The following is a 22,916-nucleotide window of genomic DNA, read 5'->3' as shown; positions in this document are numbered from 1 at the left end:
ATAGACGCCACGGGTATCAGCGACGGTATATAACTATATTAAAGGTTAGACGGATAAATCTAGAACTTTTTATCCTTTTCTACCGATCAACTATCCTCACTGCGCCGATGTTGCAGCGACGGCACCAGGTAGACCGGTACCGGGGACAGCTGCAATACCCGTGCAGCGGTGCGCCCAAGGGGCACGGTCACCCTGGTTGCCTGGCTATGACTACCTACGATCAGCAAGTCGACGGAAAGTTTTCGCATCTGGTCGAGAATCACCTCGCAGGGGTCCCCCTGGATCACCCTGACCGAGCGAATCAATTGCAAGTCCTGCTCGCCCTCCCCCAACTCCTCGCGAAAGCTGTCCAGCACCCGTTGTTCAATCGTCGCCATGACCGTGCTCAACCCCCGGCTCTGCCATTCACTCAAGGCCTTCTCATCAAGGTAGCTCTGTAGCACCGATTCGGCGAACAGCCCAATGGGCTCGACCACGTGGATCACGTAGAGGTCAGCCTTGAACGTTCGCGCCAGCGCCAGTGCATGTTGCATCACATACGGTGCATACAGACCCAGGTCCGTGGCATACAGCATCGAACGAATCATAGAACCTCCTGGACTGCCAGGATGGCGGCGATTGAATGAGCTTAGCAGCTAGCTCTCGGTCTGGATTTTCAACTCATTACTGATGCCATGGGGCACGTGCCCGGTGGCGACCACCTCCCTGGCCTTCTCACAATGACCGGCCTGATCATCGAAAAATACATCGGCGGCGAAGGCTTCCAGGAACGCGGATTTTTCCAGGCCACCGAGGAACAGCGACTCGTCCAGGCGGATATCCCATTCGCGCAATGTACGAATCACCCGTTCATGGGACGGTGCCGAACGAGCGGTGACCAGCGCCGTGCGGATCGGACAGGCGTCATCGGCAAACTCGCGCTGCAACAAGTTAAGCGCCGCCAGGAAGCCCTTGAATGGGCCACCGTGCAAAGGCTGGCGCGCCGACTCGCGCTCACTGGCTTGAAAAGCGGCCAGCCCGCCGGACTGATAGACGCGTTCGGACTCGTCGGAAAACAGCACCGCATCGCCGTCGAATGCAATGCGCAATTCTTCACTCGATGCCCGACGCGCACCACCCGACAGAATCGTTGCCGCCGCAAAGCCGGCGTCGAGTGCGCTGCGCACGTCTTCTGCATGGGTCGAAAGAAACAGATGACAACCAAAGGCGGCCAGGTATGGGTAGGGACTACGCCCTCCTACGAAGGCAGCGCGGGAAATATCCAGGCCGTAATGCTGGATCGAGTTGAACACCCGCAGGCCGGTATCGGCACTGTTGCGCGACACCAGCACCACCTCGACCCGGGCACGGCCCAGGCTGGCATTGAGGCTCAGCAGCTTCTTGACCAGCGGGAAAGCGTCACCCGGCTCTAGGGTTTCTTCCTCGTGCTCGATCTGGTATTTGCGGTAAGCCTCCACCCCTTCGCTCAGGTACACCTTGTGGCTGTCGCTCAGGTCGAACAGTGCCCGCGAAGAAATCGCCAGTACCAGCTTGTCACCCAGTCCCTTTGCCATGGTGTCTCCCCCAATCAGCGGTTGTGCCGATCCATAAAACTCAAGACCTGGTACAGCGCCTGCATACGCGGCAGTTCGCAACCGGCCGCCCTGGCAGCGGCCAAGGGGCGGGCGTAGATGGCCGCCAACTCCAACGGGCGCTTGTGCATATAGTCGTGGTACATGCTGGGCAAATAGTCGTCCATGGTCTCGGTCATGGCGAACATCTGCCCCGCGTAGCTGGCGGGAATTTCATGGCCGCAGGCACGGGCGCCCTGCACCACCTCGGCCATCAGCGCCTGGATCAATTCACGGCTGGACTCGTCAGCCATCATGGCCGTGGTGCCCGTGCCCAGCAAGACCGAGAGGCCGTTGTACGGCACGTTCCACACCAGTTTATGCCAGCGCGCCTGATGCACATTGGCCATGGCCTGCGACTCGATCCCGGCGTGGTGGAACAGCCCGGCACCTGCTTCGACAATTGCCTTTTGCTGCGCCTCATCATTGGCGGCCGTACCGCTGTGATAACCCAGGTTGACGCGGCCCAGCGCCTGATGCTCGACCACCCCGGGTGCAGAGCGGTGTACACCGATGTAGCACAGGCCGCCCAGCAGGTGCAGCGACGACGGCAGGTGCTCACGCAGGCTGTCCTCCACATCGAGGCCGTTTTGCAGCAGCACCACCTTGGCATCCGGTGCCGCGACCTGGGCGATGGTCGGGGCCAGGTCAACGTTGCCGGTGGATTTGGTACCGACCAACAACCAGTCGCACGGTGGCATGTCGGCGGCGCGGGCATAGGCCTGTACCGGTTGCAGATGCAGGTGGCCATGCACCGTACTGTTGAGGTGCAGGCCATGTTCACTGACCGCTGCATATTCGCTGCGCAACAGGAAATGCACATCGAACCCGGCACGCGCCAGCATCAATCCGTAGTAACCACCAATGGCACCGGTGCCGATGATGCCAATGCGTGGCGACGGGGATGCAACTGCTGTCATGGCAAATCCTCTGGTAGTCGGGTAAGCGCCTGGTTTACGCATTCGGCGAGGTCGGATGCTGTAAGACGTGTCTGTAATTGCCCGAGGAACTGACCCTCGCACACCAGGAACAGCGCCGGCAAATGAAAGATCTGGTAGCGTTCGACCGCACCACCGTTGTGCCCGGCATCGACCCAGCACAAACGGTCCACCGGCAAGCGCCAGCCCGGCAACTGCTGGCGTGCCCAGCGGCAACTGGAACAACCGACACTGGTGAACACTACCAGCGAAATACCTGGCAATCCCAGCAATTGCTGGTCAATATCCAGGTCGGTCAATTCCAGTTCCTTCACTATACTGCTGCCACTGCCGTCAATTGGACGGCGCTCGGAGTCCGTGTACATGGGTCGTTTTTTACCTCACCCTGATGATGTCGCTGTCGAGTTGATCCAACGTCCCTCTCCTGCCCTGCCCCGCCAACGCCTGCACACTATCGGCCGCGGCGGCGTCGCCTGCAATTGGCCGCGGGCCTGGCGCCCCGGCACGGCAATCGACCTGCATATCCCCTCATTGGGGTCCAGCGCCCGCTATCCGGGCTATGTAGCCTGGTGCCGCAAAGTCGAAGACGGTTATCGCATCGGCATTTGCTTTGCCGATGAACACGCCTTGTTCGGTGCCCGAATGGGTGAGCAAGTGTGCCAGATCGAACGTCATTGCCGCCTGCACGAAAACGCCGAGCCCACGCCACAGCAACTTGAAGCCATGGCCCGCGATTGGGTCTCGCGCCACGCCGGCGAGTTCTCCCATGAGGCGGTTGTGCAGCCAGCACTGGATTAAACCGGGCTTTGCCCATTGTCGCGGGCCCGTGTAACGCGCTAAGGTTCCTCCCCCCTGCATTCAAATCATGCTGTGCCCGCCGCACGGGGATGGCTGGCGGCCGGCACCCGTGACCCTGGCGAGTAACACGATGGCTGATTTACCGATCAATGACCTTAACGTCGAATCCAACGAGACCCTGATCACACCCGATCAGCTCAAGCGCGAAATCCCCCTGAGCGACGCTGCCCTGCAGACCGTCACCAAGGGCCGCGAAGTCATCCGCGACATTCTCGACGGCACCGACCACCGCCTCTTCGTCGTGATCGGGCCCTGCTCGATCCACGACCTCAAGGCCGCCCACGAATACGCCGAACGCCTCAAGGTGCTGGCGGCGGAAGTGTCCGACACCCTGTACCTGGTGATGCGCGTTTACTTCGAAAAGCCGCGTACCACCGTCGGCTGGAAAGGCTTGATCAACGACCCCTACCTGGACGACTCGTTCAAGATCCAGGACGGCTTGCATATCGGTCGTAAATTGCTGCTGGACCTGGCCGAAATGGGCCTGCCCACTGCTACCGAAGCCCTCGACCCGATCTCGCCGCAGTACCTGCAGGACCTGATCAGCTGGTCGGCCATCGGCGCACGCACCACCGAATCCCAGACCCACCGCGAAATGGCATCTGGGCTGTCCTCGGCCGTAGGCTTCAAGAACGGCACCGATGGCGGCCTGACCGTGGCAATCAACGCCCTGCAATCGGTCTCCAGCCCTCACCGCTTCCTGGGTATCAACCAGGAAGGTGGCGTCTCCATCGTCACCACCAAAGGTAATGCCTATGGTCATGTGGTGTTGCGTGGCGGCAATGGCAAGCCCAACTATGATTCGGTCAGCGTCGCCCTGTGCGAGCAGGCGCTGAACAAGGCCAGGATCAAGCCGAACATCATGGTCGACTGCAGCCACGCCAACTCCAACAAAGATCCGGCGTTGCAGCCGCTGGTGATGGAAAACGTCGCCAACCAGATCCTCGAAGGCAACCAGTCGATCATCGGCTTGATGGTCGAGAGCCATTTGAACTGGGGTTGCCAGGCAATTCCAAAGGATCTGGCCGACTTGCAATACGGCGTGTCGATCACCGATGCCTGCATCGACTGGGCTGCCACCGAAACCACCCTGCGCAGCATGCACGCCAAGCTCAAGGACGTACTGCCCAAGCGCAAACGCAGCTGAACCACGCATTTTTCCTGAATCAGGCATACACAAAAACGCCGGGCTAAGCCCGGCGTTTTTTAATGGCAACAAATCAGCTACAGCTTCGCGGCATGGCGCTGGTGACGCTCCATATAGCGCTCGACATAGGAGCACGAGGGAATCACGGTATAGCCAGTCTCTTCGGCATACTTCAAGGCTGCCTCGGTCAACGCGGCCGCAATGCCTCGCCCTCGCAGCGCATTGGGCACGAAGGTGCGATAGATATCCAGGGTCTGCTTCCCGAGGTCCATATAGGTCAGATAGGCACGATGACCGTCCACATTGGTCTCGAACTGATGACCAGCCTGGTCATGGTGGATGGACAACGCCTCGCTCATCACTACTCCTCGCGGGTCTAAGATTGCGACCCCTACCTTACCGATGTTTTTCCGGCGAAGGAACATCTACGCCACCCCGTGCCGGTTTCGACAACGAGAAAACCGTGAGCGCTCACAACCAGCACGTAGGGAATAGTAGGCACCAATCCCGCCATTGCTCAAGGCGCACTCATCATTCCCTGCCCTGGGTGGTTATAGAAAGGGCCTCGATCAACCGGTGACCGATAGCCTGAACATTGCCGGCAGTTGAATCTTGAGACGAACTGCCGCTCTTAAAGTCACCTCTAGATGGGTAAAAGATGCCAGCCGGAGTAAAGCCACACAGAACGGAAGTGCCCGCTTCGTTATATAAAATTTCATCTATTTACAAGGCTTCACACATGCGGGCCGGCCCTTTCAGCCTGGATCCAATGCCTGTCGAGATAGAAAAAATTGGACAGTTTTTATACAGACCTCCAAAACATTAGCCAAAATAGATTCGGCGCAGGATTTTTTTTTGCTTCTTGCGCAACGTCAGTTTACTTACTACAAGTAATGGGTAGTATGTACGCCGGCTATTAGCTCACCCTGAGACAGTAGCCATCTAATTGAAAGTCCTTGAAGGGGAACACGATGAACAACGTTCTGAAATTCTCTGCTCTGGCTCTGGCCGCAGTTCTGGCTACCGGTTGCAGCAGCGTCTCCAAAGAAACCGAAGCTCGTCTGACTGCAACGGAAGACGCAGCAGCTCGCTCCCAGGCTCGTGCAGACGAAGCCTACCGTAAAGCTGATGAAGCTCTGGCTGCTGCCCAAAAAGCACAACAGACTGCTGACGAAGCTAACGAGCGCGCCCTGCGCATGCTTGAAAAAGCAAGCCGCAAGTAATAATCCTTCGGGGTTGTTATCAAGCCGATCCATGTTTGGATCGGCTTTTTTATTGCCTTGGATTTGGCGCGCGCCACCTGTAGGAGCGAGCTTGCTCGCGAAAAACATCAACGATAACGCGTGCTTCCTGAATAAGCGCGGCGCCTATGGGTTTCTCGCGAGCAAGCTCGCTCCTACAGGTCGACCGGCGTGGCGGCGGCCACCGGCGCCGCGCCCGGCACGCCAATCTCGGTCGGCAAACCATCCTCCGCCGCAACCACGTCACGCACCTGATCCCAATTCACCCGCAGGTTATTGGCCAGGTCTTCACGCTTGAGCAAGGCGTTGATCACCGCCGTGTGCTTGTCGACCACGGAAGGGGTGCCGTCATCGTTCAACGGTGTATGGGCCTCAAGGTAGACCTTGCCGCCACTGCTGCCGAACTTGTAGGCATCGTTGATGATGCGCACCGACGTACCCACCGGCACCATGCCGGCCATCTCCAATACATTGTTATTGAACATGCGGAAGCAACCGTGACTGGTGCGCGTGCCAATACCAAACTTCATGTTGGAGCCGTGGATCAGATAACCCGGCGTGCCGAGGGTGAACTTGAACGGTCCCAGCGGGTTATCCGGGCCGGCAGGCACCACGTTGGGCAACGGGTCACCATTGGCCGCGTGCTCGGCCTTGATCGAGGCCGGTGGCGTCCAGGTCGGGTTTGGCGTCTTGGCGATGATACTGGTATGGGCGATCGGCGAGCCCCAGCCTTCACGGCCAATGCCCAATGGGTAGGTGTAGACCACGTCCTGGCCCTTCGGATAGTAGTAGAGCCGGTATTCCGCCAGGTTGATCACGATGCCTTCCCGTGGGCCGGGCGGCAGGATAAAGCGTGTCGGCAGCACGATATCGGTCCCCGCCCCCGGCAACCAGGCATCGACGCCCGGGTTGGCCGCGACCATTTCCGAATAGCCCAGATCATAGGTGGTGCCCAGGTCGGCGAAGGTGTCTTCGTACTTGGCCTTGATCACCTGGACCTGGCCGACAATGTCCTCGCCCGGCGGCGGCAACGGCAACTGCAAGGCTGCCGCCGAACCGGCCGCACAGAGCGCAGCGAGAGACAGGCAGCAGGTGACGACGGAAAGGCGCGACAACATCCGGAAAATCCTTCGCAAGACGACGGGTAGGTAAAAAATGATTGTATACGGCTTCGTGGCAGCAAGCTTCAAGCTGTTTTTACAGCTCGAAACGCAGCTCCGGCCAGATCGGCGGCGTACCACGTTTTTGCGATTCGAGGATCGCGCGGCACAAGGGGCAAAGGCGCTGGTCCTGGAAAATCGAGCGATTCACCGAGGACCAGCGTGGTTGCGCCGGCAGTAAAGTGCCGCAAAGCGTGCGATCGATCGAACCGCCCAACTCCAATTGACGCGCCACCAGATGCACCCGCACTTCCTGGCAGGCGAACAGATCCAGCTGCTCGTCCGGCTCGATCAGTTGGTAGTTAAACAGGGACCAGGCAGGGCGCGACATCGAGGGCTCCAGATCAGGGGGGCGCCACCTTAGCCGAAAGCCTGCCGGTAGAAAAGCGTCATAGCAGCGGTTTTAGTGTCGGCCAGACATTTTCCAGTAGCTTGTCCTGGGCGGCGACTGCCGGGTGCAGTTGGTCAGCCTGCATCAGTTCCGGATGGCCACCCACGCCTTCGAGGAAAAACGGTACCAGTGGAATGTTTTTTTCCTTGGCCAGCGCACCATAGACTTCGGCAAATGCGGTGGTGTATCGCGGCCCGTAATTGGGTGGTAACTGCATGCCCAACAGCAGCACCTTGGCGCCGCCGGCCTTGGACTGATCAATCATCGACGCAAGATTTTGTTTCAATTGCGCTGGCGGTTGCCCACGCAAGCCGTCATTCCCCCCAAGCTCGATAACCACCACGTCGGGCTTATGCTCTGCAAGCGCCGCGGGCAGCCGCGCCAGGCCTCCTGCACTGGTATCGCCGCTGATGGACGCATTGACGACTTTATCGTCGAAACCCTCTTTCTTGAGGCGTTGCTCCAGCAGTGCAACCCACCCTTTGCGGGTATCCAGGCCGAAACCGGCACTGATACTATCGCCAACGATCAGGACTGTACCCGCCGCTGCGTTCTGGGCCATGCACATCAAGGCCAGGCCAGCACTCAAAAACCACATTCGCATCGGATTCTCCATGGGCGCAAGCATTCTCACCGCGCGGAACCTTAGCAAAGTGGTTCCCAGCGCGGAAGGTGAACTGACTATCCTGCACGAACTGAGCCTGGAACTGAACAAGGGCGATAGCCTGGCTATCGTCGGCAGCTCCGGTTCCGGTAAATCCACCCTGCTGGGCCTGCTGGCCGGCCTCGACCTGCCCAGCAGCGGCGAAGTCACCCTGGCCGGGCAAGCCCTGAGCACCCTCGATGAAGACCAGCGTGCGCGCATCCGTGCCGAGCATGTGGGGTTCGTATTCCAATCCTTCCAATTGCTCGACAGCCTCAACGCGCTGGAAAACGTGATGCTGCCGCTGGAACTCGACGGGCGCAAAGACGCCCGCGAGCGTGCCAGGCATCTGTTGGAGCGCGTGGGCCTGGGCCAGCGCTTGACCCACTCGCCACGCCAGCTGTCCGGTGGCGAGCAGCAACGGGTCGCCATTGCCCGCGCGTTCGCCGCCGAGCCGGACGTGCTGTTTGCCGACGAACCCACCGGCAACCTCGACAGCCATACCGGCGAGCGCATCAGCGACCTGCTGTTTGAACTCAATAAAGAGAGCGGCACGACCCTGGTACTCGTCACCCATGACGAGCGCCTGGCCCACCGTTGCCGACGCTTGATCCGCCTTGAAGCCGGCCTGATGGTCGCGCCCCTGGAGCCTTGATGGCACGCTTGCCGCTGTTGCGCCTGTTCAGCCTTGCCATGCGCCAATTACTGCGCGATGCCCGCGCAGGCGAACTGCGCGTGTTGTTCTTTGCCCTGCTGGTGGCCGTGGCTGCCAGCACTGCCATCGGCTACTTTGGCGCCCGCCTCAACGGCGCCATGCTGCTGCGCGCCACCGAGTTCCTCGGCGCCGACCTGGTACTCGAAGGCAGCTCGCCGGCCCGCCCCGAGCAAATCAGGTCTGGCACCGAACTGGGCCTGGATCACGCCCGCATCGTCGAGTTCTCCAGTGTTATCGCCACGGACAACGGCATCCAGCTCTCCAGCATCAAGGCGGTCAACGAGCAGTACCCATTGCGCGGGGAGCTGAAAAGCAGCGCCGAGCCCTTTGGCACTGAAAGCCCTGGCGGCGGCCCCAAGCCTGGCGAAGCCTGGGTGGAAGCAAGACTGCTGACGGCGCTGGACCTCAAGGTCGGTGACAGTATTGATGTCGGCATGAAGACCCTGCGCCTGGCACGCATCCTGACCTACGAACCCGACCGTGCCGGCAACTTCTACAGCCTCACGCCCAGGGTGATGATCAACCTGGCAGACCTGGACGCCACCGGCGTGGTCCAGCCGGGCAGCCGCGTGAGCTACCGCGAACTGTGGCGCGCCCCACAAGGCAGCGCCGCACTGCAAACCTATCGCGACCTGGTCAAGCCGGGCCTCGCTGCCAATCAGCGCCTGCAGGACTCCCGTGACGGCAACCAGCAGATCGGCGGCGCCCTTGGCAAGGCCGAGCGCTACCTGAACATGGCCAGCCTGGTAGCGGTGCTGCTGGCCGGCGTGGCCGTGGCGCTGTCGGCCAACCGTTTCGCCAGTCGACGTTTTGATGCCAGTGCGTTGTTGCGCTGCCTGGGGTTATCGCGACGCGAAGCCATGCTGCTTTTCAGCCTGCAACTGAGCGTACTGGGCCTGCTGGCGAGCCTGGTCGGCGCCCTGCTTGGCTGGCTGGCGCAATTTGGCCTGTTCTATTTCCTGCACGACCTGCTGCCAGCCGACGTGCCACCGGGTGGGTTGCTGCCAGCCGCCGCGGGGATCGGCACCGGGCTGGTCGCCCTCGCCGGCTTCGCCCTGCCCCCCTTGGCCGCGCTGGGTCGCGTACCGCCGCTGCGGGTATTGCGTCGCGATCTGCTGCCGATCCCCTCGAGCACCTGGATGGTCTACGGCGCGGCACTGTTTGCGCTGGGCCTGATCATGTGGCGCCTGAGCCTGGACCTGGTATTGACCTTCGCCCTGCTGGGCGGTGGCGTAGTGGCGGCATTGATTCTCGGCGGCTTGCTGCTGTTGCTGCTCAAAAGCCTGCGACGGTTATTGGCCCGCGCCTCCTTGCCTTGGCGCCTGGGCCTGGGCCAATTGCTGCGTCACCCGCTGGCGGCGGCAGGCCAGTCCCTGGCGTTTGGCCTGATCCTGTTGTCGATGGGGTTGATCGCACTGTTGCGCGGCGAACTGCTCGACACCTGGCAAAACCAGCTGCCCAAGGATGCTCCCAACTACTTCGCACTGAATATCCTGCCCGCCGACAAGGAGGCCTTTGGTGCCCGCCTGCTGGACGTACAGGCGCAAGCGGCGCCACTGTATCCGGTGGTACCAGGGCGCTTGATCAGCATCAACGGCGAACCTGTGCAGGAGATCGTCAGCAAGGACTCCAGCGGCGACCGTGCCATCCAGCGCGACCTGAGCCTGACCTGGGCTGCCGACTTACCGCCGGGCAACGCCCTGACGGCAGGCGTCTGGTGGTCGGCGCAACCGAGCGATGAGATTCCTGGCGTGTCGGTGGAAGCCAAGGTAGCCGAGAGCCTGAAACTCAAGCTCAACGACCATCTGTTATTCACCATCGGCGGGGAAAATCGCGAGGCACGGGTCACCAGCTTGAGGACCATCAACTGGGATAACTTCCAGCCCAACTTCTTCATGATCTTCCAACCGGGCACCTTGAAGAATTTACCCGCGACCTACCTGACCAGCTTCTACCTGGCGCCCGGTCATGACCAACAGATCGTCGATCTGTCACGGGCTTTCCCGGCCGTGACCATCCTGCAGGTAGAGGCCCTGCTGGAGCAGTTACGCAGTATCCTGGCCCAAGTGACGCTGGCAGTGGAATACGTGCTGCTGTTTGTGCTGGCGGCAGGCATGGCGGTATTGTTCTCCGGCCTGCAGGCCACCCTGGACGAACGCATCCGCCAAGGCGCACTGCTACGAGCACTGGGTGCCGAGCGCAAGTTGCTGGTCAAGGCCCGGCGTATTGAGTTCGGCCTGCTGGGTGCCGTCAGCGGCCTGCTGGCAGCCCTGGGGACGGAACTGGTGACCTGGGTGCTGTACAGCTACGCCTTTGACCTGGCGTGGCATCCCCACCCGTGGTTGTTACTGCTACCCGTGATCGGTGCAATGCTGATTGGCGCTGCCGGGGTATTCGGGACACGTCGGGCCCTGAATGCCAGCCCGTTGACGGTATTGCGCGAAGGTTGAGGCATGAAGGCTCGTACTCTGCCCGGAGTGCGAGCCTTCATGCCGGCTTCACGTACTCGATCCTGGTGATCCACCAACACACCTCGCCGCCGGGTGTCTGTACGATTGCCTCGTCGTCCACTTCCTTGCGCAACAGGGCCCGCGCCATGGGTGAGTCAATGGAGATGTAATCCATCCGCTCGTAAATTTCGTCATAACCGACGATGCGAAAGCGCTTGGTCTCGCCCTGGTCGTTTTCGATTTCGACCCAGGCGCCGAAAAACACCTTGCCCTCCTGCTCGGGCATGTACTCCACGACACGCATATCTTCCAGGCGTTTACGCAGGTAGCGCACCCGCCGGTCGATCTCACGCAGCAGTTTCTTGTTGTACTGGTAATCCGCGTTTTCGCTGCGATCTCCCAGGGAAGCCGCCCACGTCACTTTGCGAGTAGTGTCCGGACGCTTTTCGCGCCATAGGTAATCCAACTCTTTTTTAAGCGCTTCATGACCTTCTTTGGTAATCAGCTTGGTACTCAAACGCTTGCATCCCCAAACAGTGTCCACTGGTGCCGACACACCAGGACATCATGACCTGGTGCCGACTGGCTGGGTGAGATGATAAATGAACCCTGGAAAGTATCCAGGCCGGCAAGCTTATTGGCTCACACCTGACCCTCCAGCACCTGGTCCAGCTCAAGCAGCGTACCCTGCATCCGCTGGCGCATGCCCGAAAGCTGCAACATCATCATCGCCAGTTTTTCGGCCTTCTTGCTGACCTCAAGCCCTTGGTCCTGCAGCTGTGTATGGCGCAGCTCCAATGCACGACTCTTTTCATCCAATTGGCTTTGCTGCTGCTGAAGACGTGCCTGCCACTGTTCGAGCATCGCTTCCTTCTCGAGGACTGCACATTTTTTTTGCGTCAGCTCCTGGGCGACCTTGGCCAGATTGCTCAACGCGCTGTCCATCTCGAGCAAAGAGGTGTGTTCCAGTTGGGCAGGCGGTTTGGGGGGCTCTGCTTCGTACGCCTCGAACGAAGTGTCGTTTTGTTCAAATGGGACAGGCGATATGCTGATCTCTTCCTGTACCTCCGGTATGGTCACCAATGACTGGGCCGGCTCTTCCAGAGCGGACTCCTCCTGGGCCAATTCCGCCCGGGCCAATTCCTCTTGCGCCGACGCTTCAATGGGTTCTTCATCCACAGACTGCGACACGGCCTTCGGTGAGCGCGGGTTCCGAGGGGGGGCAACCATTTGTGATGAAAAGCGAATCGACGGCACGATCACCGTATTGCTTTCGATCGCAGGCAACGCCGGGGCCGACATACCCAAAGTGATCACCTTCATGACCAATGCCTTCTTGATGATCACCGAGTGATGATCCTCCGGCCTGGCAGGCGGCAACCGACAGCCTTTCAGATCGATGAAATGAAAGGGAACCTTGGCGTCTGCAATCGGGCTGGTCTTCGCACCTGTCGCAGCTGCCAGCATCAGGATCTGTTTGAAGACCTGCATCGCTACCTGCAGGTCTTCTTTCGAATCAACCCCCCCCAGAAAATAGCGTTCGAGCTTTTTACGCAACTCCGCAATATAGACCCTGGAGTGGCCAGGCTCGGCCTCTTCATCCAGGCTATACACAAGAAAGTTTGATTCTGTTTGAGCGACAGCAAACGCACACAGCAGCGCACCGTTAACAGGCTTGTCTTCATCATTACGTTCAAGAACAAGGGTACGTAGAAGCATCATGGTCATCAGGCCTCATAAAAAAAAGAAAACTTTATATAAACATCAGATAAACATCCGAGCATTAATAAGTCTTCATCACGAAAACAATTGTTTCAGTGCATGAACGGGTCGAACGTAGGATTCTTCTTATTAATACTCTATCGCGTTCCCAAGCACAGCCATTAAACGTACCCTTTTTTGAAGCTCACTTACAAACCGCCGGCGCACCCTCATACGCCCTGCCAAACTTATTCGGTAAACAGATGATCGAGATAAGCAACCTGACAAAATACCTGGGCAGGAAACAAATAATCAGTAACTTCTCATTCAGCGCCCAGGTTCAGGAATGTGTGGGCGTATTTGGCAAGAGCGGCGCGGGCAAGACAACACTCTTGAGTTTGATCGCCGGTGCGATCAAACCGACCTCCGGGCAAATAAATATCCAGGGTTTCAATACCCAGACCCACTCACTTCAAGCAAGAAAGGCGATCGGCTACCAACCTCAGGGCGGCCTGAGCCACCCTCAGATGACCGTCAAGAACCTGCTCAATTTCATCGCTGCCATTCGAGGCTTCAGGGGGGCCGAAAAACGCAGCCAGGTGGGCATGGCAGCCGCGCGGCTGGAGCTGCTGCCGGTGCTCAATTGTCCCATCGACCTACTGTCCCTTGGCGTCAAGCGCAGAGTTGCGATTGCCCAGGCCATCCTGCACTCCCCCAGCGTGCTTTTGCTTGACGAGCCCACGGAAGGACTATGCCCAGCTCAACGACTCAAGTTCAGGGGGCTGATCCAGTCGCTGACCGAAGATATGACCGTCATCATTGCCTCTCGCCATTACGGCGAGCTCGCAGACATCTGCACCCGTGCACTGGTCATCGCCAATGGCAACCTGATGGCTGACGCATCGCTATCGGAATTGCAACGTAGCTCCCGGCATTTCCGGGCCGTAACCCTGGCTGCAGATTCGCCGCTCGACCTGCTGGCCATGGCGGTAATTCCTGGCGTTGCGGGAATAGAAGAGGATCGGGATACACCGGGTACGGTGACCGTCCTGGCCATGCCTGGACACTCTATTTTCCCCTCGATCAACGCGCTCATTGCTCACCGCGGCTGGAACATAACGGCACTGAATCTGGAGCCAGGTCGGCTAGACGATGTCGTTCATCATCTGAGCCAGGAGGCTTCATCTTGAGACAGCTGCCCATCGTATTCAAACGCCAACTCGCCAGTTATGCCTCCTCACCCAGTACCTACCTGAGTGTGGCAGTTTTCCTGGTGCTGTGTGCCGCACTGGGGCTGCATGCCAACCATTGGATGGAGCGTAACAGTAGCGACTTGCAGGCTTTCTTCGAGTTACACCCGTGGCTCTATCTACTGTTGATACCCATTTTGTCGACGCAACTGTGGGCAGATGAACGCGACACCAGCTTTGCCGACACCATGAACACCTTGCCCGTCACCACCGTGGAACGGGTGATCGGTAAGTTCATGGCTGCCTGGGTCGTATGCGGCATTGCCTTGCTACTGAATTTCCCATTGGTGATCGCCGTCAACTACTTGGGCATGGCCGATAACATAGCGATAACGTCACAATTTCTGGCCAGTTGGTTATTGGCAGGCAGTTATCTTTCCGTCGGCTGCTTCGTGTGTGCACTTGCACACCAACGCCTTGCCATTCTCCTAATGACGCTTGGCTTGCTGCTGACCGTCAGTGGGCTTTCCTCAATACTGGACGCACTTGAACATCAGGCACCGCTTTGGGTCGTCGACAGTTTGATATCCCTTGATCCTATTTTCCGCTTCAGCACAATGGACAGCGGTAAGCTGACACTGCATGACAGCCTGTATTTTATAAGCATGATCCTTGCTTTTCTTTCTGCGACAACCATCACACTCAATTACAAACACAGCTGAGAAGGAAAGCCACTGATGCGTTCCGCTCTCCGTGCCGGCATGACATTGATCATCACACTGTTGCTTTTCCTGGCCTTCAATCTGGTCTGGCTACCCAAGTTACCGGATATTCGCTGGGACTTCTCACAACAAAAAATCCATACTTTATCGCCAGCGACAAGGCAACTGCTCACAACACTTGAAAGCCCGATGGACTTATATTATTTCAATTCGAAGGTCCCTCAAAAAAGCCATGAATTGAAACGTTATAGCCAGCGTGTGGAAGACCTGCTCAAGGCGTTCGAAAAAGCAGCCAATAACAAGATCAGCCTGCACATCATTAACCCCTCCCCGTTTTCTGAAGATGCCTATAAAGCCAGCTTGTTTGGCCTCGACGACACCCGCGGGTTCATTGGCCTTATCGGCACACGTGCCGGCCAAGGCGCACAACGCATTGAAGCGTTCAACCCCGACACTGAGTCGTTGCTCGAGTATGAAATCAGCCATCTGATCTATAAGTTAATGTACCCCGAACGTCCCACTGTCGGCCTGCTGTCGGGGCTGCCCTTGGCTGCACCTGCCGGAAACTTATTGGAGCAAATGCGCAAGCACTTCAATCTGGTAGAGCTGGCACCGACCCTCACTCAAGTGCCGGCGTCGCTAGGCACATTGATGGTGGTACAGCCGTATGCCTTACCGGAGAAGGCCCTGTATGCGATTGAACAATCTGTATTGAGGGGCACCAAACTGATGGTTTTTATTGACCCTGTGAGCGAGATCGGGGCCAACGCCGGTTCGGCAAATGTCCGGTTAAATGCACTGCTCACCGCTTGGGGCATACAGATGCCCGCAGACAAGCTGCTGGTGGACAACCTGTATGCTTCGTCGGCCAAGCCTGGCCCTGGAATGCCCACGGTATTGCACCCGGCGAGGCTCCAACTTCCACGTCAGGCAATGGCCGCAGACGATGTCAGCACCTGGAAATTGAACTCCGTGACCGTGTCGAGCAGCGGCGCACTCTCCCGTGCCGCAAAGAGCCATACTCTCTTCACCCCGCTGCTACAAAGTTCACCACAGTCCTCATTATTGGACGCGGGGCGGTTTGCATCGTCGACGGCGTTCGACGCCTTCGTTGAGGAAGCCTCCACGTCGGGGCAGCGCCATGTGATCGCCGCTCGCCTTGAGGGGCCCGCCTATTCGGCATTTCCCGACGGTTTAAAGGGGCAGCCGCCCGGCTTGCAAAAGGCGAAACACATCCAACTAGTGGTCGTAGCCGACACCGACCTGCTGTCGGACACTGTCAGCAATGCCCATCCCAACAACAACGCGCTGTTTGTATTGAACACATTGGATAACCTGGCGGCTCCCGAAGCGCTCAGGCGCATTCGAGCCCGCGTCATGACGCAACCCCTGCACAGGCTGGAGCCTATGCGCGAAGCCGCCGCACAGGCTTATCGGCAAAGCGCCGGTGAGTTGGAACGACGACTTGAGCACACCGAACACGCCTGGCAACGGCTGAATCCACCAGCAACAAGTCTGGGCACCCAGGCGGTGGACACCAATACCCAGTTGCAGGCCCTCAACAAGGAACGCCTGCGCTTACCCGTTGAGTTGCATGCGCTGAAGGTCCAGGCCTATGCGTCGCTGCATCGATTCGAACACACATTGAAATGGCTGATGATCGCCCCGATGCCACTCTTGTTGTGCCTGATTGCCTGGGTGCTTTTTCTATACCAACGGCGACGGCGAGCAGCCGCGATGACGGCCGCCTGCTGAGCGCTCAGCGACGAGCTATCAGCCCTTGCCGGGCAATGCGCGTCAATTGACGAATCACCTCGTCGGCTTCGCCGGCGCTGGGCGCCTGAATGACCGCCATATCGAAGCTGTTATTGGCAAAACGAGCCAAGGAGTCGCCGTCTTCGACAAACTGAATCAGGAATGCCGAAGGCCGGCCGCTACGACGTGGCCAGCCGTCCAGGTAACGCAGCAGCGTCGGCTGGTGTTTACCACCCAGGAGTATTTTCGGGTTGCGCTGAGTCAGGGCTGCGGTGATCGGAGCCAGGCGTATGAGAGGGCGTAGTGCATTCATCGTGTCGTGTCTCTGCCTCAAAAGTCTGCGGGCAGGTGAGAGGCAACACCGAACCAGCGCTTTAGCGGTATTTCGAAGTGTTCCCTATGTGAGGGATCATACTTCTGTCGGGCTGCATTGAGTCCCAGTGGCGCCCCGCAATTAGCTGTTTAAATCGGCGCATGAGCAGCATCCTAGAGAAGCCGGTGGGGCAGTGTCAAGAATCCTGCGCAACGAAAAGGCCCGCACATGCGGGCCTTTTCCGTAGCTTGTGAAGCGATCAGTTAGCGATTGCGCGGTCGACCGAGAGCTTACCGGCGCCTTCCAGCAACACAGCCAGCGAGCCGCCGAGCAGGGCCAGCGCGAACTCATAACCGTTGTTAGCCATGAATAGACCGTTATGGATGTGCACCGAGAAAATCGCCACCAGGGTCAGGAAGGTCAAGCCCAGTGCCGCAGGACGCGCAAGCAAGCCGATGATCAACGCCAGCCCGGCGAAGAACTCGGTACCGCCCGACAACACCGCCATCAGGGTGCCCGGCGCCAGACCGATGCTTTCCATCCACTGTGCAGTACCGGCCAGGCCACCGCCGCCAAACCAGCCGAACAGCTTTTGCGAACCGTGGGCGGCAAAAATGATGCCGACGAAAATGCGCAGAATAGTCAGGCCGTAACCGGCGCGGGTGGACAGAACACGGGTAATCATAGGGCTCATGTAATAAATCCTTTTCCAGGTAGGGGTTTGGTTGGCCGCTATATTAATCAGTTTAAGCAATGTTAAAAGCCGAAAAATTGCCTAATCAATATCAATAAATTCGATTATTTGCGCGAGGCAATTTTCGGCGCTGGCGGTTCAAGGGACTCTCGCTCCCGATCGAACGCCAAATAATACTTATTGACGCTATTAACATAGCTGACGCCGCCCATTCCTACCTGCTCCATGGCAATGCGTTCAACCTGGAAGAACCACTGGTTGGGGTTGAGCCCGCGACGCTTGGCCTCGGTGCGCATGCCCTGTACGCGCTCCGGCCCCATGTTGTACGCCGCCAGCACAAAGGCCATTCGCTCGCGCTCGTTGAGCTTGGGGCTGGAGAAAAACTTGCGGCGGATCATCGCCAGGTAACGCGCGCTGGCTTGCACGTTGTTGTCGAGACTCTCGATATTGTTCACCCCTACCCGCTGCGCCGCCGAAGGTGTGATCTGCATCAGGCCGGTCGGGCCACCACTGTTGCGAGCGCCCGGGTCCAGGGACGATTCCTTGTACGCCAGTGCCGCCAGGTTCAACCAGTCCATGCCTTGCTCACGCGCATGTTTTTGCAGGACCGGGCGCAGTTTTTCCAGACGTTGGCGGTCGGCGCGGGCCAGCGGATTGCGCACCTGATAGAGGCGTCGATAGATACGCTGGAACGCCACGTCCTGGTCGGAAGGCGTTCGATAGGTCTTGAGAAATCGATCGATGCTGGCGCGCAGCATCGACGCGTCCTGGCGCACGAACCAGAACTCGTCACCCGGTTCGCTGATCACGACCTGCTTGTCAAAGCGCAACTTGGGCAGGATTTTCGACCAGCGCTCGGCAATTGGCTTTTCAACGATAGTCAGATGAAAGATTCCGGCCTGGACCATTTCCAGCACATCCTCTACCGCCAGGCTCGGATCGACCCATTCCACCTTCACGGGTGGGCGCTTGTGCAGGGCCAGTTTCTGATTGACCTGGCTGATGGCATCCGCCGCCGCACTGCCAGTGGTCAGCGTCAGTGTACGACCAGACAACTGCTCCAAGCGGGTGAACCGTCGCTCTCCCTTGACGCCGACCAGCCACAACGGCACCCCACTGGCAATCGGCTCGCTGGTACTGATCTTGTGTACGGCCTTCACATCCAGCAACTCACCGGGAGCCACCAAGTCGCCTTCGCCACGGGCCAACGCGCCGAGCAATTGGTCCTTGGCCTTGGGAATGATCTTGAGGTTGATTGCCTGCCCATCGCGGGCATGGCCGTTGAGGTATTGCTCGAAGGCGCGTAACCGATGGTATTCGACACCGATGGACTGGCCCTGCACTTCCCCGGAACTGTTGCGGCTCTGGTTGACCAACACCCGCAGGGTGCGACTGGAACGAATTTGCGCCAGGTCACGTACCTTGCCGGGCTTGGTCACTTCCAGCGGCCCGTCCAGACGCGCGACCGCTGCCATGGGCAGCAGCAACGTCAGGCACAACACAAGCAACGCCGAGGGTCGGATCATCCGCTCTCCGGAAAGAATACTGGCCAGCGCCTTCGCGAATAACGAAGTACTGGAGGTCAGAAACAGAGCGCTTCAAGCGCTGGCAAAGCGCGCAACGGCGGCACAGTGACGGGCAACAGCCCAACCACAATGTCGCTTGCGACGTTCAAAGACAGCGATAACGCGTTGTAGTTCTTGGTTTTTCTTATAAATCTACAGCTCTGATATGCTTTCCGGCCGCAGGCGGAGATAGCACCATGCAACTCATTGATATTGGCGTCAACCTGACCAACCCCAGTTTCGACGAGAGGCACCAGGCCGTTCTCGAGCGCGCCTACGCCGCCGACGTGCAGCAATTGGTGCTCACCGGCACCAGCATCGAGGGCAGCGAACAAGCACTGGAGCTGTGTGTAAAGCTCGATGAAAGCAGCCAGCGCCTGTTCAGTACTGCCGGTATCCACCCTCACTCCGCCAGTGACTGGAATGGCGACAGCGCCCAACGCTTGCGTGGCTTGCTAGGGGAAAGCCGGGTGCGCGCCGTGGGTGAATGCGGGCTGGATTTCAACCGGGACTTCTCCCCTCGCCCACAGCAGGAAAAAGTCCTCGAAGAACACCTGGCCCTGGCCAGCGAGCTGAAACTGCCGGTATTTCTCCACGAACGCGACGCCAACCAACGCCTGCTGGAGATCCTCAAGGATTACCGCGACCACCTGCCCGCCGCAGTGGTGCATTGCTTCACCGGCGAACAAGCGGCGCTGTTCAGTTACCTGGACCTCGACCTGCATATTGGCATTACCGGCTGGATCTGCGATGAGCGCCGTGGGACGCACCTGCATCCACTGGTCAGGGAAATTCCCCGCGGCCGTCTGATGTTGGAAAGCGACGCCCCGTACCTGCTACCACGCACTCTGCGCCCCAAACCAAAGAATGGCCGCAATGAACCGGCGTACTTGCCTGAGGTATTGCGCGAGGTTGCCCTGCACCGCAACGAAACCATGCAAGATCTGGCAGCCCATAGCACCGCTTGCGCCCGTGCCTTTTTCGACTTGCCTGCCGTGGAGTGATGCGGCCCATTGACCCACGTCAAAACTCATCTCCTGGGTAGCGGCACAATAATGGCACCTTGCCAATGCTGTTTCCGCTATCAGAGAAAACCTTCATGGGTGCCTGGATTAGCAATATCTCGCTCAAGTACAAGTTCTGGGCCGTCAATGCGGTCGCCTTCGTTACCACTCTGCTGTTGGTGCTGTACGCCGTGCAGCTTGAACAACAGGCGCGCAGCCATGCGTCCCAGGCATCGGCCCAGGCCCAGGGGCGATTGCTCAGCGCGTGGCCAGCCGACAAAGTCCTGCCCACCGGCGAGCATTGGCTGGCCTATGGACAAGGGCAAACCCCACAACTGGCCGATCAGGATCTCCCGGCCCTGACCACTGCCAGCGGTTGGGTTGAGCTCAATCACATGCCGTTGTTCGGCAAAAACCCGCTGATAGGCGCCGAGGTGATCAGCCGCGCCGACGGTCAACACGTCGCCGTACTGGCTTATGCGCCAAGCCTGAGCCAAGTGTTCAGTGAACGCTTCGCCAACTACGCCGTCGCCGTGGCCATCCTCATGCTGGCCATGCTCGGAGCCTCGCAGCTGTTGATTCGTTTCCTGCTCAGCCAACTCAACACCCTCAAGGACGTAATGCTGCACGTTGAAAAAACCGGTGACCTGTCGGCTCGCGTGCCGTTGGCCTGCAAGGATGAAGTCGGCCAGATGGCCAGTGCGTTCAACGCCATGCAAGCCGGCTACCAGCGCGTGGTCAATACCGTGGCACGCACCGCCCGGCAACTGGATGACGGCGCAGCCCGCCTGGCCAGCAGCATGAACGAGGTACAGCACGGCATGCTCGGCCAGCAGAGCGAAACCGACCAGGCCGCCACCGCCATCAATGAGATGACCGCCACTGTCCACCATATCGCCCAGCACGCTGGCGCCACCCGCGACTTGTCCCAGACCGCCGATACCCTCGCCGGCAGCGGCCAGGACGTGGTCACCCGGGTACAGCGTTCAATTGCCGGGCTGTCCACTGGCGTGCAACAGACCGCCGAGATGATCCAGAAACTCGCCGAAGACAGCCAGAAAATCAACGGCGTGGTCGGGGTGATCCACAGCATCGCCGAACAGACCAACCTGCTCGCCCTCAACGCCGCTATCGAAGCCGCCCGCGCCGGGGACATGGGCCGAGGGTTTGCGGTGGTCGCCGACGAAGTGCGTAACCTGGCCAAGCGCGTGCAAACCTCCACCGACGAAATCACCCGCATGGTCTCGGCGCTGCAGGCCGGCACCCGCGACGCGGTGGACTTCATGCAGGAAAGCTCATTCAAAGCCGACGACTGTGTGCAACAAGCCCTGGAAGCCGGCGCCGCACTGGCTGAAATCACCGGTGCCGTGGCACAGATGCGCGAGAGCAACACCCAGATTGCCGTGGCCGCCGAACAGCAAAGCCACGTCGCCGAAGAGATGAACCGCGCCGTGGTAAGCATTCGCGATGTGACCGAAAACACCGTGCAGCAGACCGTGGCGTCGGCGACTACCAGCAACGAACTGGCGACGTTGGCTGGAGAGTTGAGCAAGGCGATTGGGCAACTGAAGCTGTAAGGCTTTTTCACCTGTAATCTGATTCCTACCGCCAAGTCTCGGTTTACCTGAAGTTAAGGCGAAACTTCCTCGCCATTCTCGCGAATAACGCCGACTTCTTTTACCTAGGAACCCCTGCAAAGTCCCTCGCCTGATCAAACAGTGCGAGGGATTGCAGATGGTTTTTTTCGTTACAGCCCTGGTTGATAGGGCTGGCTCTTGATCCCGGCGTTTGCCAGCTTTGTGCTGGCGCCCATGGATCCCAAGGCCCCGGACGTCAGTCGGGTTTTAGCCGATTTTCGCACCTGCCTGAACACCTTCGATGAGTGGGCCGCCAGCCTGTTGAGTGGCTCGGCACTGACTGTGGAGCAGGTGTTCAAGGTTGGGGAAGACGTCGCACTGGTCGCGCCGACCTCTTCCGACAAGCCCAGCCGCACGGTCGCTCAATGCAAAGCCCAGGGTGGGTTGACCCTGGTGCATTTGTTCGAAAGTACCCAGTTCGTACCCATCGGCAACACCCATGTGATGCTGCAAGCCCTGGCCGAGGATGGCAGCCCGGTGGGCGCACCGTTCCACCGGACCATTGGCCCGAGCGGCATTCTTGAAGTCAACGACTGCAGCCGCGACCAGCGCTACCAGATCACCTTTTACCCCAATGTTTCCAAGGATCACGTCAAGGCGCTGTATGCCTCCTACGGGTCAGTGATTGCCGGGCTGGAAGCTGAACTGCGCAAACAATGGGATGAGCGTTTCGAGCCGCAATGGGCAGACTTTGCCCAGGCGCCAGCCTACAAGCGCAGCGGCCTACAGGGCATTGCCTTTGCAACCGGGATTGGCCAGGCCTTCTACAACCTGTGGGACAACATCACCGAGCTGTATGACCTGCTCGCGAACCTCAAATCCAACAGCGAGAAACTGCTCAAGTACATCTCCCAGGCTGAGCTGGACGAGTTGCTCACGCTGGGCAAAGACACGCTGGCCAAGGGCTTGCTGGTGCTCAGTGATGAGCCGCTGTTGTTTATCTACCTGGCGGCGGTGGTGGCGTGGATACGCATGCTGCCGCCGCCGCAGATGTATGAGCTGCTGGGTGAAATCACCGGCGAAGTCTTGATCAACCTGCTGCTGATCTGGGCCACGCGGGGCATTGGGGTACAGCTGCGCCTGGGTGCCCAAATGCTCAGTCGCGTCAAGTCCGGGCAAGCGCGGGCGTTGTTGGAATTGCTGGCCAAGCAGGCGACCGGCCCGCGGTTGGAGGCTCATGTA

General features: G+C 59.1%; 23 protein-coding genes and 1 pseudogene. 11 read left to right on the top strand and 13 right to left on the bottom strand.

What is annotated here, in order from left to right:
- Window positions 1–86: 86 nt before the first annotated feature.
- The 4 genes from QZR30_RS19020 to QZR30_RS19005 are packed head-to-tail and all read right to left on the bottom strand — an operon-like array spanning window position 87 to window position 2,913.
- Window positions 87–587 carry a universal stress protein gene (locus QZR30_RS19020; protein WP_046071589.1) on the bottom strand — a complete coding sequence of 167 codons (501 nt, stop codon included), beginning with the start codon at window positions 585–587 and terminating at the stop codon, window positions 87–89.
- A 48-nt stretch (window positions 588–635) separates the two neighbouring features.
- A complete protein-coding gene (locus QZR30_RS19015; RefSeq protein WP_056846761.1) occupies window positions 636–1,553 on the bottom strand; it encodes a 5'-nucleotidase in 918 nt (305 codons plus the stop codon).
- Window positions 1,554–1,567: 14 nt separating this feature from the next.
- The gene (locus QZR30_RS19010) at window positions 1,568–2,530 is read right to left on the bottom strand and encodes a putative 2-dehydropantoate 2-reductase (protein WP_059397122.1); all 963 of its coding nucleotides are present in this window, start codon (window positions 2,528–2,530) and stop codon (window positions 1,568–1,570) included.
- Window positions 2,527–2,913: a thioredoxin gene (locus tag QZR30_RS19005; protein WP_311903943.1), complete on the bottom strand. Its 387-nt coding sequence runs from the start codon at window positions 2,911–2,913 to the stop codon at window positions 2,527–2,529. Before QZR30_RS19005 ends, QZR30_RS19010 begins: the two co-directional genes overlap by 4 nt.
- Between QZR30_RS19005 and QZR30_RS19000 the strand changes: the two genes are divergently transcribed.
- Window positions 2,912–3,346, top strand: coding sequence for a PilZ domain-containing protein (locus QZR30_RS19000; protein WP_046071585.1), 435 nt, complete (start codon window positions 2,912–2,914; stop codon window positions 3,344–3,346). The two genes, QZR30_RS19005 and QZR30_RS19000, sit on opposite strands and share 2 nt — an antisense overlap.
- A 130-nt stretch (window positions 3,347–3,476) precedes the next feature.
- Window positions 3,477–4,553, top strand: a complete 1,077-nt coding sequence (locus tag QZR30_RS18995; RefSeq protein ID WP_046071584.1) for a 3-deoxy-7-phosphoheptulonate synthase — start codon at window positions 3,477–3,479, stop codon at window positions 4,551–4,553.
- Between the two features lie 77 nt (window positions 4,554–4,630).
- Here QZR30_RS18995 and QZR30_RS18990 read toward each other — a convergent pair whose 3' ends face one another.
- Window positions 4,631–4,912, bottom strand: a complete 282-nt coding sequence (locus QZR30_RS18990; RefSeq protein ID WP_046071583.1) for a GNAT family N-acetyltransferase — start codon at window positions 4,910–4,912, stop codon at window positions 4,631–4,633.
- A 612-nt stretch (window positions 4,913–5,524) separates the two neighbouring features.
- Here QZR30_RS18990 and oprI point away from each other — a divergent pair.
- Complete coding sequence (oprI, locus tag QZR30_RS18985) at window positions 5,525–5,776, top strand: outer membrane lipoprotei OprI (RefSeq protein ID WP_003172710.1); 252 nt, start codon at window positions 5,525–5,527, stop codon at window positions 5,774–5,776.
- Between the two features lie 173 nt (window positions 5,777–5,949).
- Here oprI and QZR30_RS18980 read toward each other — a convergent pair whose 3' ends face one another.
- The 3 genes from QZR30_RS18980 to QZR30_RS18970 form a co-directional block, all read right to left on the bottom strand.
- Window positions 5,950–6,912, bottom strand: a complete 963-nt coding sequence (locus QZR30_RS18980) for a L,D-transpeptidase family protein (RefSeq protein ID WP_046071582.1) — start codon at window positions 6,910–6,912, stop codon at window positions 5,950–5,952.
- A 79-nt stretch (window positions 6,913–6,991) separates the two neighbouring features.
- Window positions 6,992–7,285 carry a hypothetical protein gene (locus QZR30_RS18975; protein WP_003189866.1) on the bottom strand — a complete coding sequence of 98 codons (294 nt, stop codon included), beginning with the start codon at window positions 7,283–7,285 and terminating at the stop codon, window positions 6,992–6,994.
- Between the two features lie 58 nt (window positions 7,286–7,343).
- Entirely contained in the window at window positions 7,344–7,949 is a 606-nt protein-coding gene (locus QZR30_RS18970; protein ID WP_046071581.1) for an arylesterase, read from the bottom strand.
- 10 nt (window positions 7,950–7,959) lie between these two features.
- Between QZR30_RS18970 and QZR30_RS18965 the strand changes: the two genes are divergently transcribed.
- Together QZR30_RS18965 and QZR30_RS18960 are read left to right on the top strand one after the other, a co-directional pair.
- Window positions 7,960–8,643 carry an ABC transporter ATP-binding protein gene (locus tag QZR30_RS18965; RefSeq protein ID WP_005786391.1) on the top strand — a complete coding sequence of 228 codons (684 nt, stop codon included), beginning with the start codon at window positions 7,960–7,962 and terminating at the stop codon, window positions 8,641–8,643.
- Window positions 8,643–11,153 carry an ABC transporter permease gene (locus QZR30_RS18960; protein WP_274358210.1) on the top strand — a complete coding sequence of 837 codons (2,511 nt, stop codon included), beginning with the start codon at window positions 8,643–8,645 and terminating at the stop codon, window positions 11,151–11,153. Before QZR30_RS18965 ends, QZR30_RS18960 begins: the two co-directional genes overlap by 1 nt.
- Before the next feature lie 37 nt (window positions 11,154–11,190).
- Here QZR30_RS18960 and greB read toward each other — a convergent pair whose 3' ends face one another.
- Window positions 11,191–11,670, bottom strand: a complete 480-nt coding sequence (greB, locus tag QZR30_RS18955; RefSeq protein ID WP_046071579.1) for a transcription elongation factor GreB — start codon at window positions 11,668–11,670, stop codon at window positions 11,191–11,193.
- 125 nt (window positions 11,671–11,795) lie between these two features.
- On the bottom strand, window positions 11,796–12,875 hold the full coding sequence (locus QZR30_RS18950) for a hypothetical protein (RefSeq protein WP_311904026.1): 1,080 nt from the start codon (window positions 12,873–12,875) through the stop codon (window positions 11,796–11,798).
- A gap of 242 nt (window positions 12,876–13,117) precedes the next feature.
- Between QZR30_RS18950 and QZR30_RS18945 the strand changes: the two genes are divergently transcribed.
- The 3 genes from QZR30_RS18945 to QZR30_RS18935 are packed head-to-tail and all read left to right on the top strand — an operon-like array spanning window position 13,118 to window position 16,521.
- A complete protein-coding gene (locus tag QZR30_RS18945) occupies window positions 13,118–14,044 on the top strand; it encodes an ABC transporter ATP-binding protein (protein WP_068966701.1) in 927 nt (308 codons plus the stop codon).
- A complete protein-coding gene (locus tag QZR30_RS18940; RefSeq protein ID WP_274358209.1) occupies window positions 14,041–14,766 on the top strand; it encodes an ABC transporter permease in 726 nt (241 codons plus the stop codon). Before QZR30_RS18945 ends, QZR30_RS18940 begins: the two co-directional genes overlap by 4 nt.
- A 15-nt stretch (window positions 14,767–14,781) precedes the next feature.
- Window positions 14,782–16,521 carry a Gldg family protein gene (locus tag QZR30_RS18935; RefSeq protein ID WP_274358208.1) on the top strand — a complete coding sequence of 580 codons (1,740 nt, stop codon included), beginning with the start codon at window positions 14,782–14,784 and terminating at the stop codon, window positions 16,519–16,521.
- A 4-nt stretch (window positions 16,522–16,525) separates the two neighbouring features.
- Here the strand turns inward: QZR30_RS18935 and QZR30_RS18930 are convergent, their stop codons facing one another.
- From QZR30_RS18930 to QZR30_RS18920, 3 genes are all read right to left on the bottom strand, one after another.
- Window positions 16,526–16,834 (bottom strand): class I SAM-dependent methyltransferase, encoded by a 309-nt coding sequence (locus QZR30_RS18930; protein ID WP_274358207.1) that lies wholly within the window; start codon window positions 16,832–16,834, stop codon window positions 16,526–16,528.
- A 259-nt stretch (window positions 16,835–17,093) separates the two neighbouring features.
- Window positions 17,094–17,528 (bottom strand): DoxX family protein, encoded by a 435-nt coding sequence (locus QZR30_RS18925; protein ID WP_043050788.1) that lies wholly within the window; start codon window positions 17,526–17,528, stop codon window positions 17,094–17,096.
- A 104-nt stretch (window positions 17,529–17,632) separates the two neighbouring features.
- Window positions 17,633–19,054 carry a transglycosylase SLT domain-containing protein gene (locus tag QZR30_RS18920; protein WP_274358206.1) on the bottom strand — a complete coding sequence of 474 codons (1,422 nt, stop codon included), beginning with the start codon at window positions 19,052–19,054 and terminating at the stop codon, window positions 17,633–17,635.
- 236 nt (window positions 19,055–19,290) lie between these two features.
- Between QZR30_RS18920 and QZR30_RS18915 the strand changes: the two genes are divergently transcribed.
- From QZR30_RS18915 to QZR30_RS18905, 3 genes and pseudogenes are all read left to right on the top strand, one after another.
- Window positions 19,291–20,097 (top strand): TatD family hydrolase, encoded by an 807-nt coding sequence (locus QZR30_RS18915; protein ID WP_274358205.1) that lies wholly within the window; start codon window positions 19,291–19,293, stop codon window positions 20,095–20,097.
- A gap of 95 nt (window positions 20,098–20,192) precedes the next feature.
- Window positions 20,193–21,674 carry a methyl-accepting chemotaxis protein gene (locus QZR30_RS18910; protein WP_274358204.1) on the top strand — a complete coding sequence of 494 codons (1,482 nt, stop codon included), beginning with the start codon at window positions 20,193–20,195 and terminating at the stop codon, window positions 21,672–21,674.
- Window positions 21,675–21,872: 198 nt separating this feature from the next.
- Window positions 21,873–22,916, top strand: a pseudogene (locus QZR30_RS18905) (type IV secretion protein Rhs); the annotation flags it as partial.

It is taken from the genome of Pseudomonas sp. rhizo25, from assembly GCF_031931935.1.
Classification (GTDB): domain Bacteria; phylum Pseudomonadota; class Gammaproteobacteria; order Pseudomonadales; family Pseudomonadaceae; genus Aquipseudomonas; species Aquipseudomonas synxantha.
Note: the sequence above shows the minus strand (reverse complement) of the source record. Positions and strands in the feature narration are given on the sequence as shown.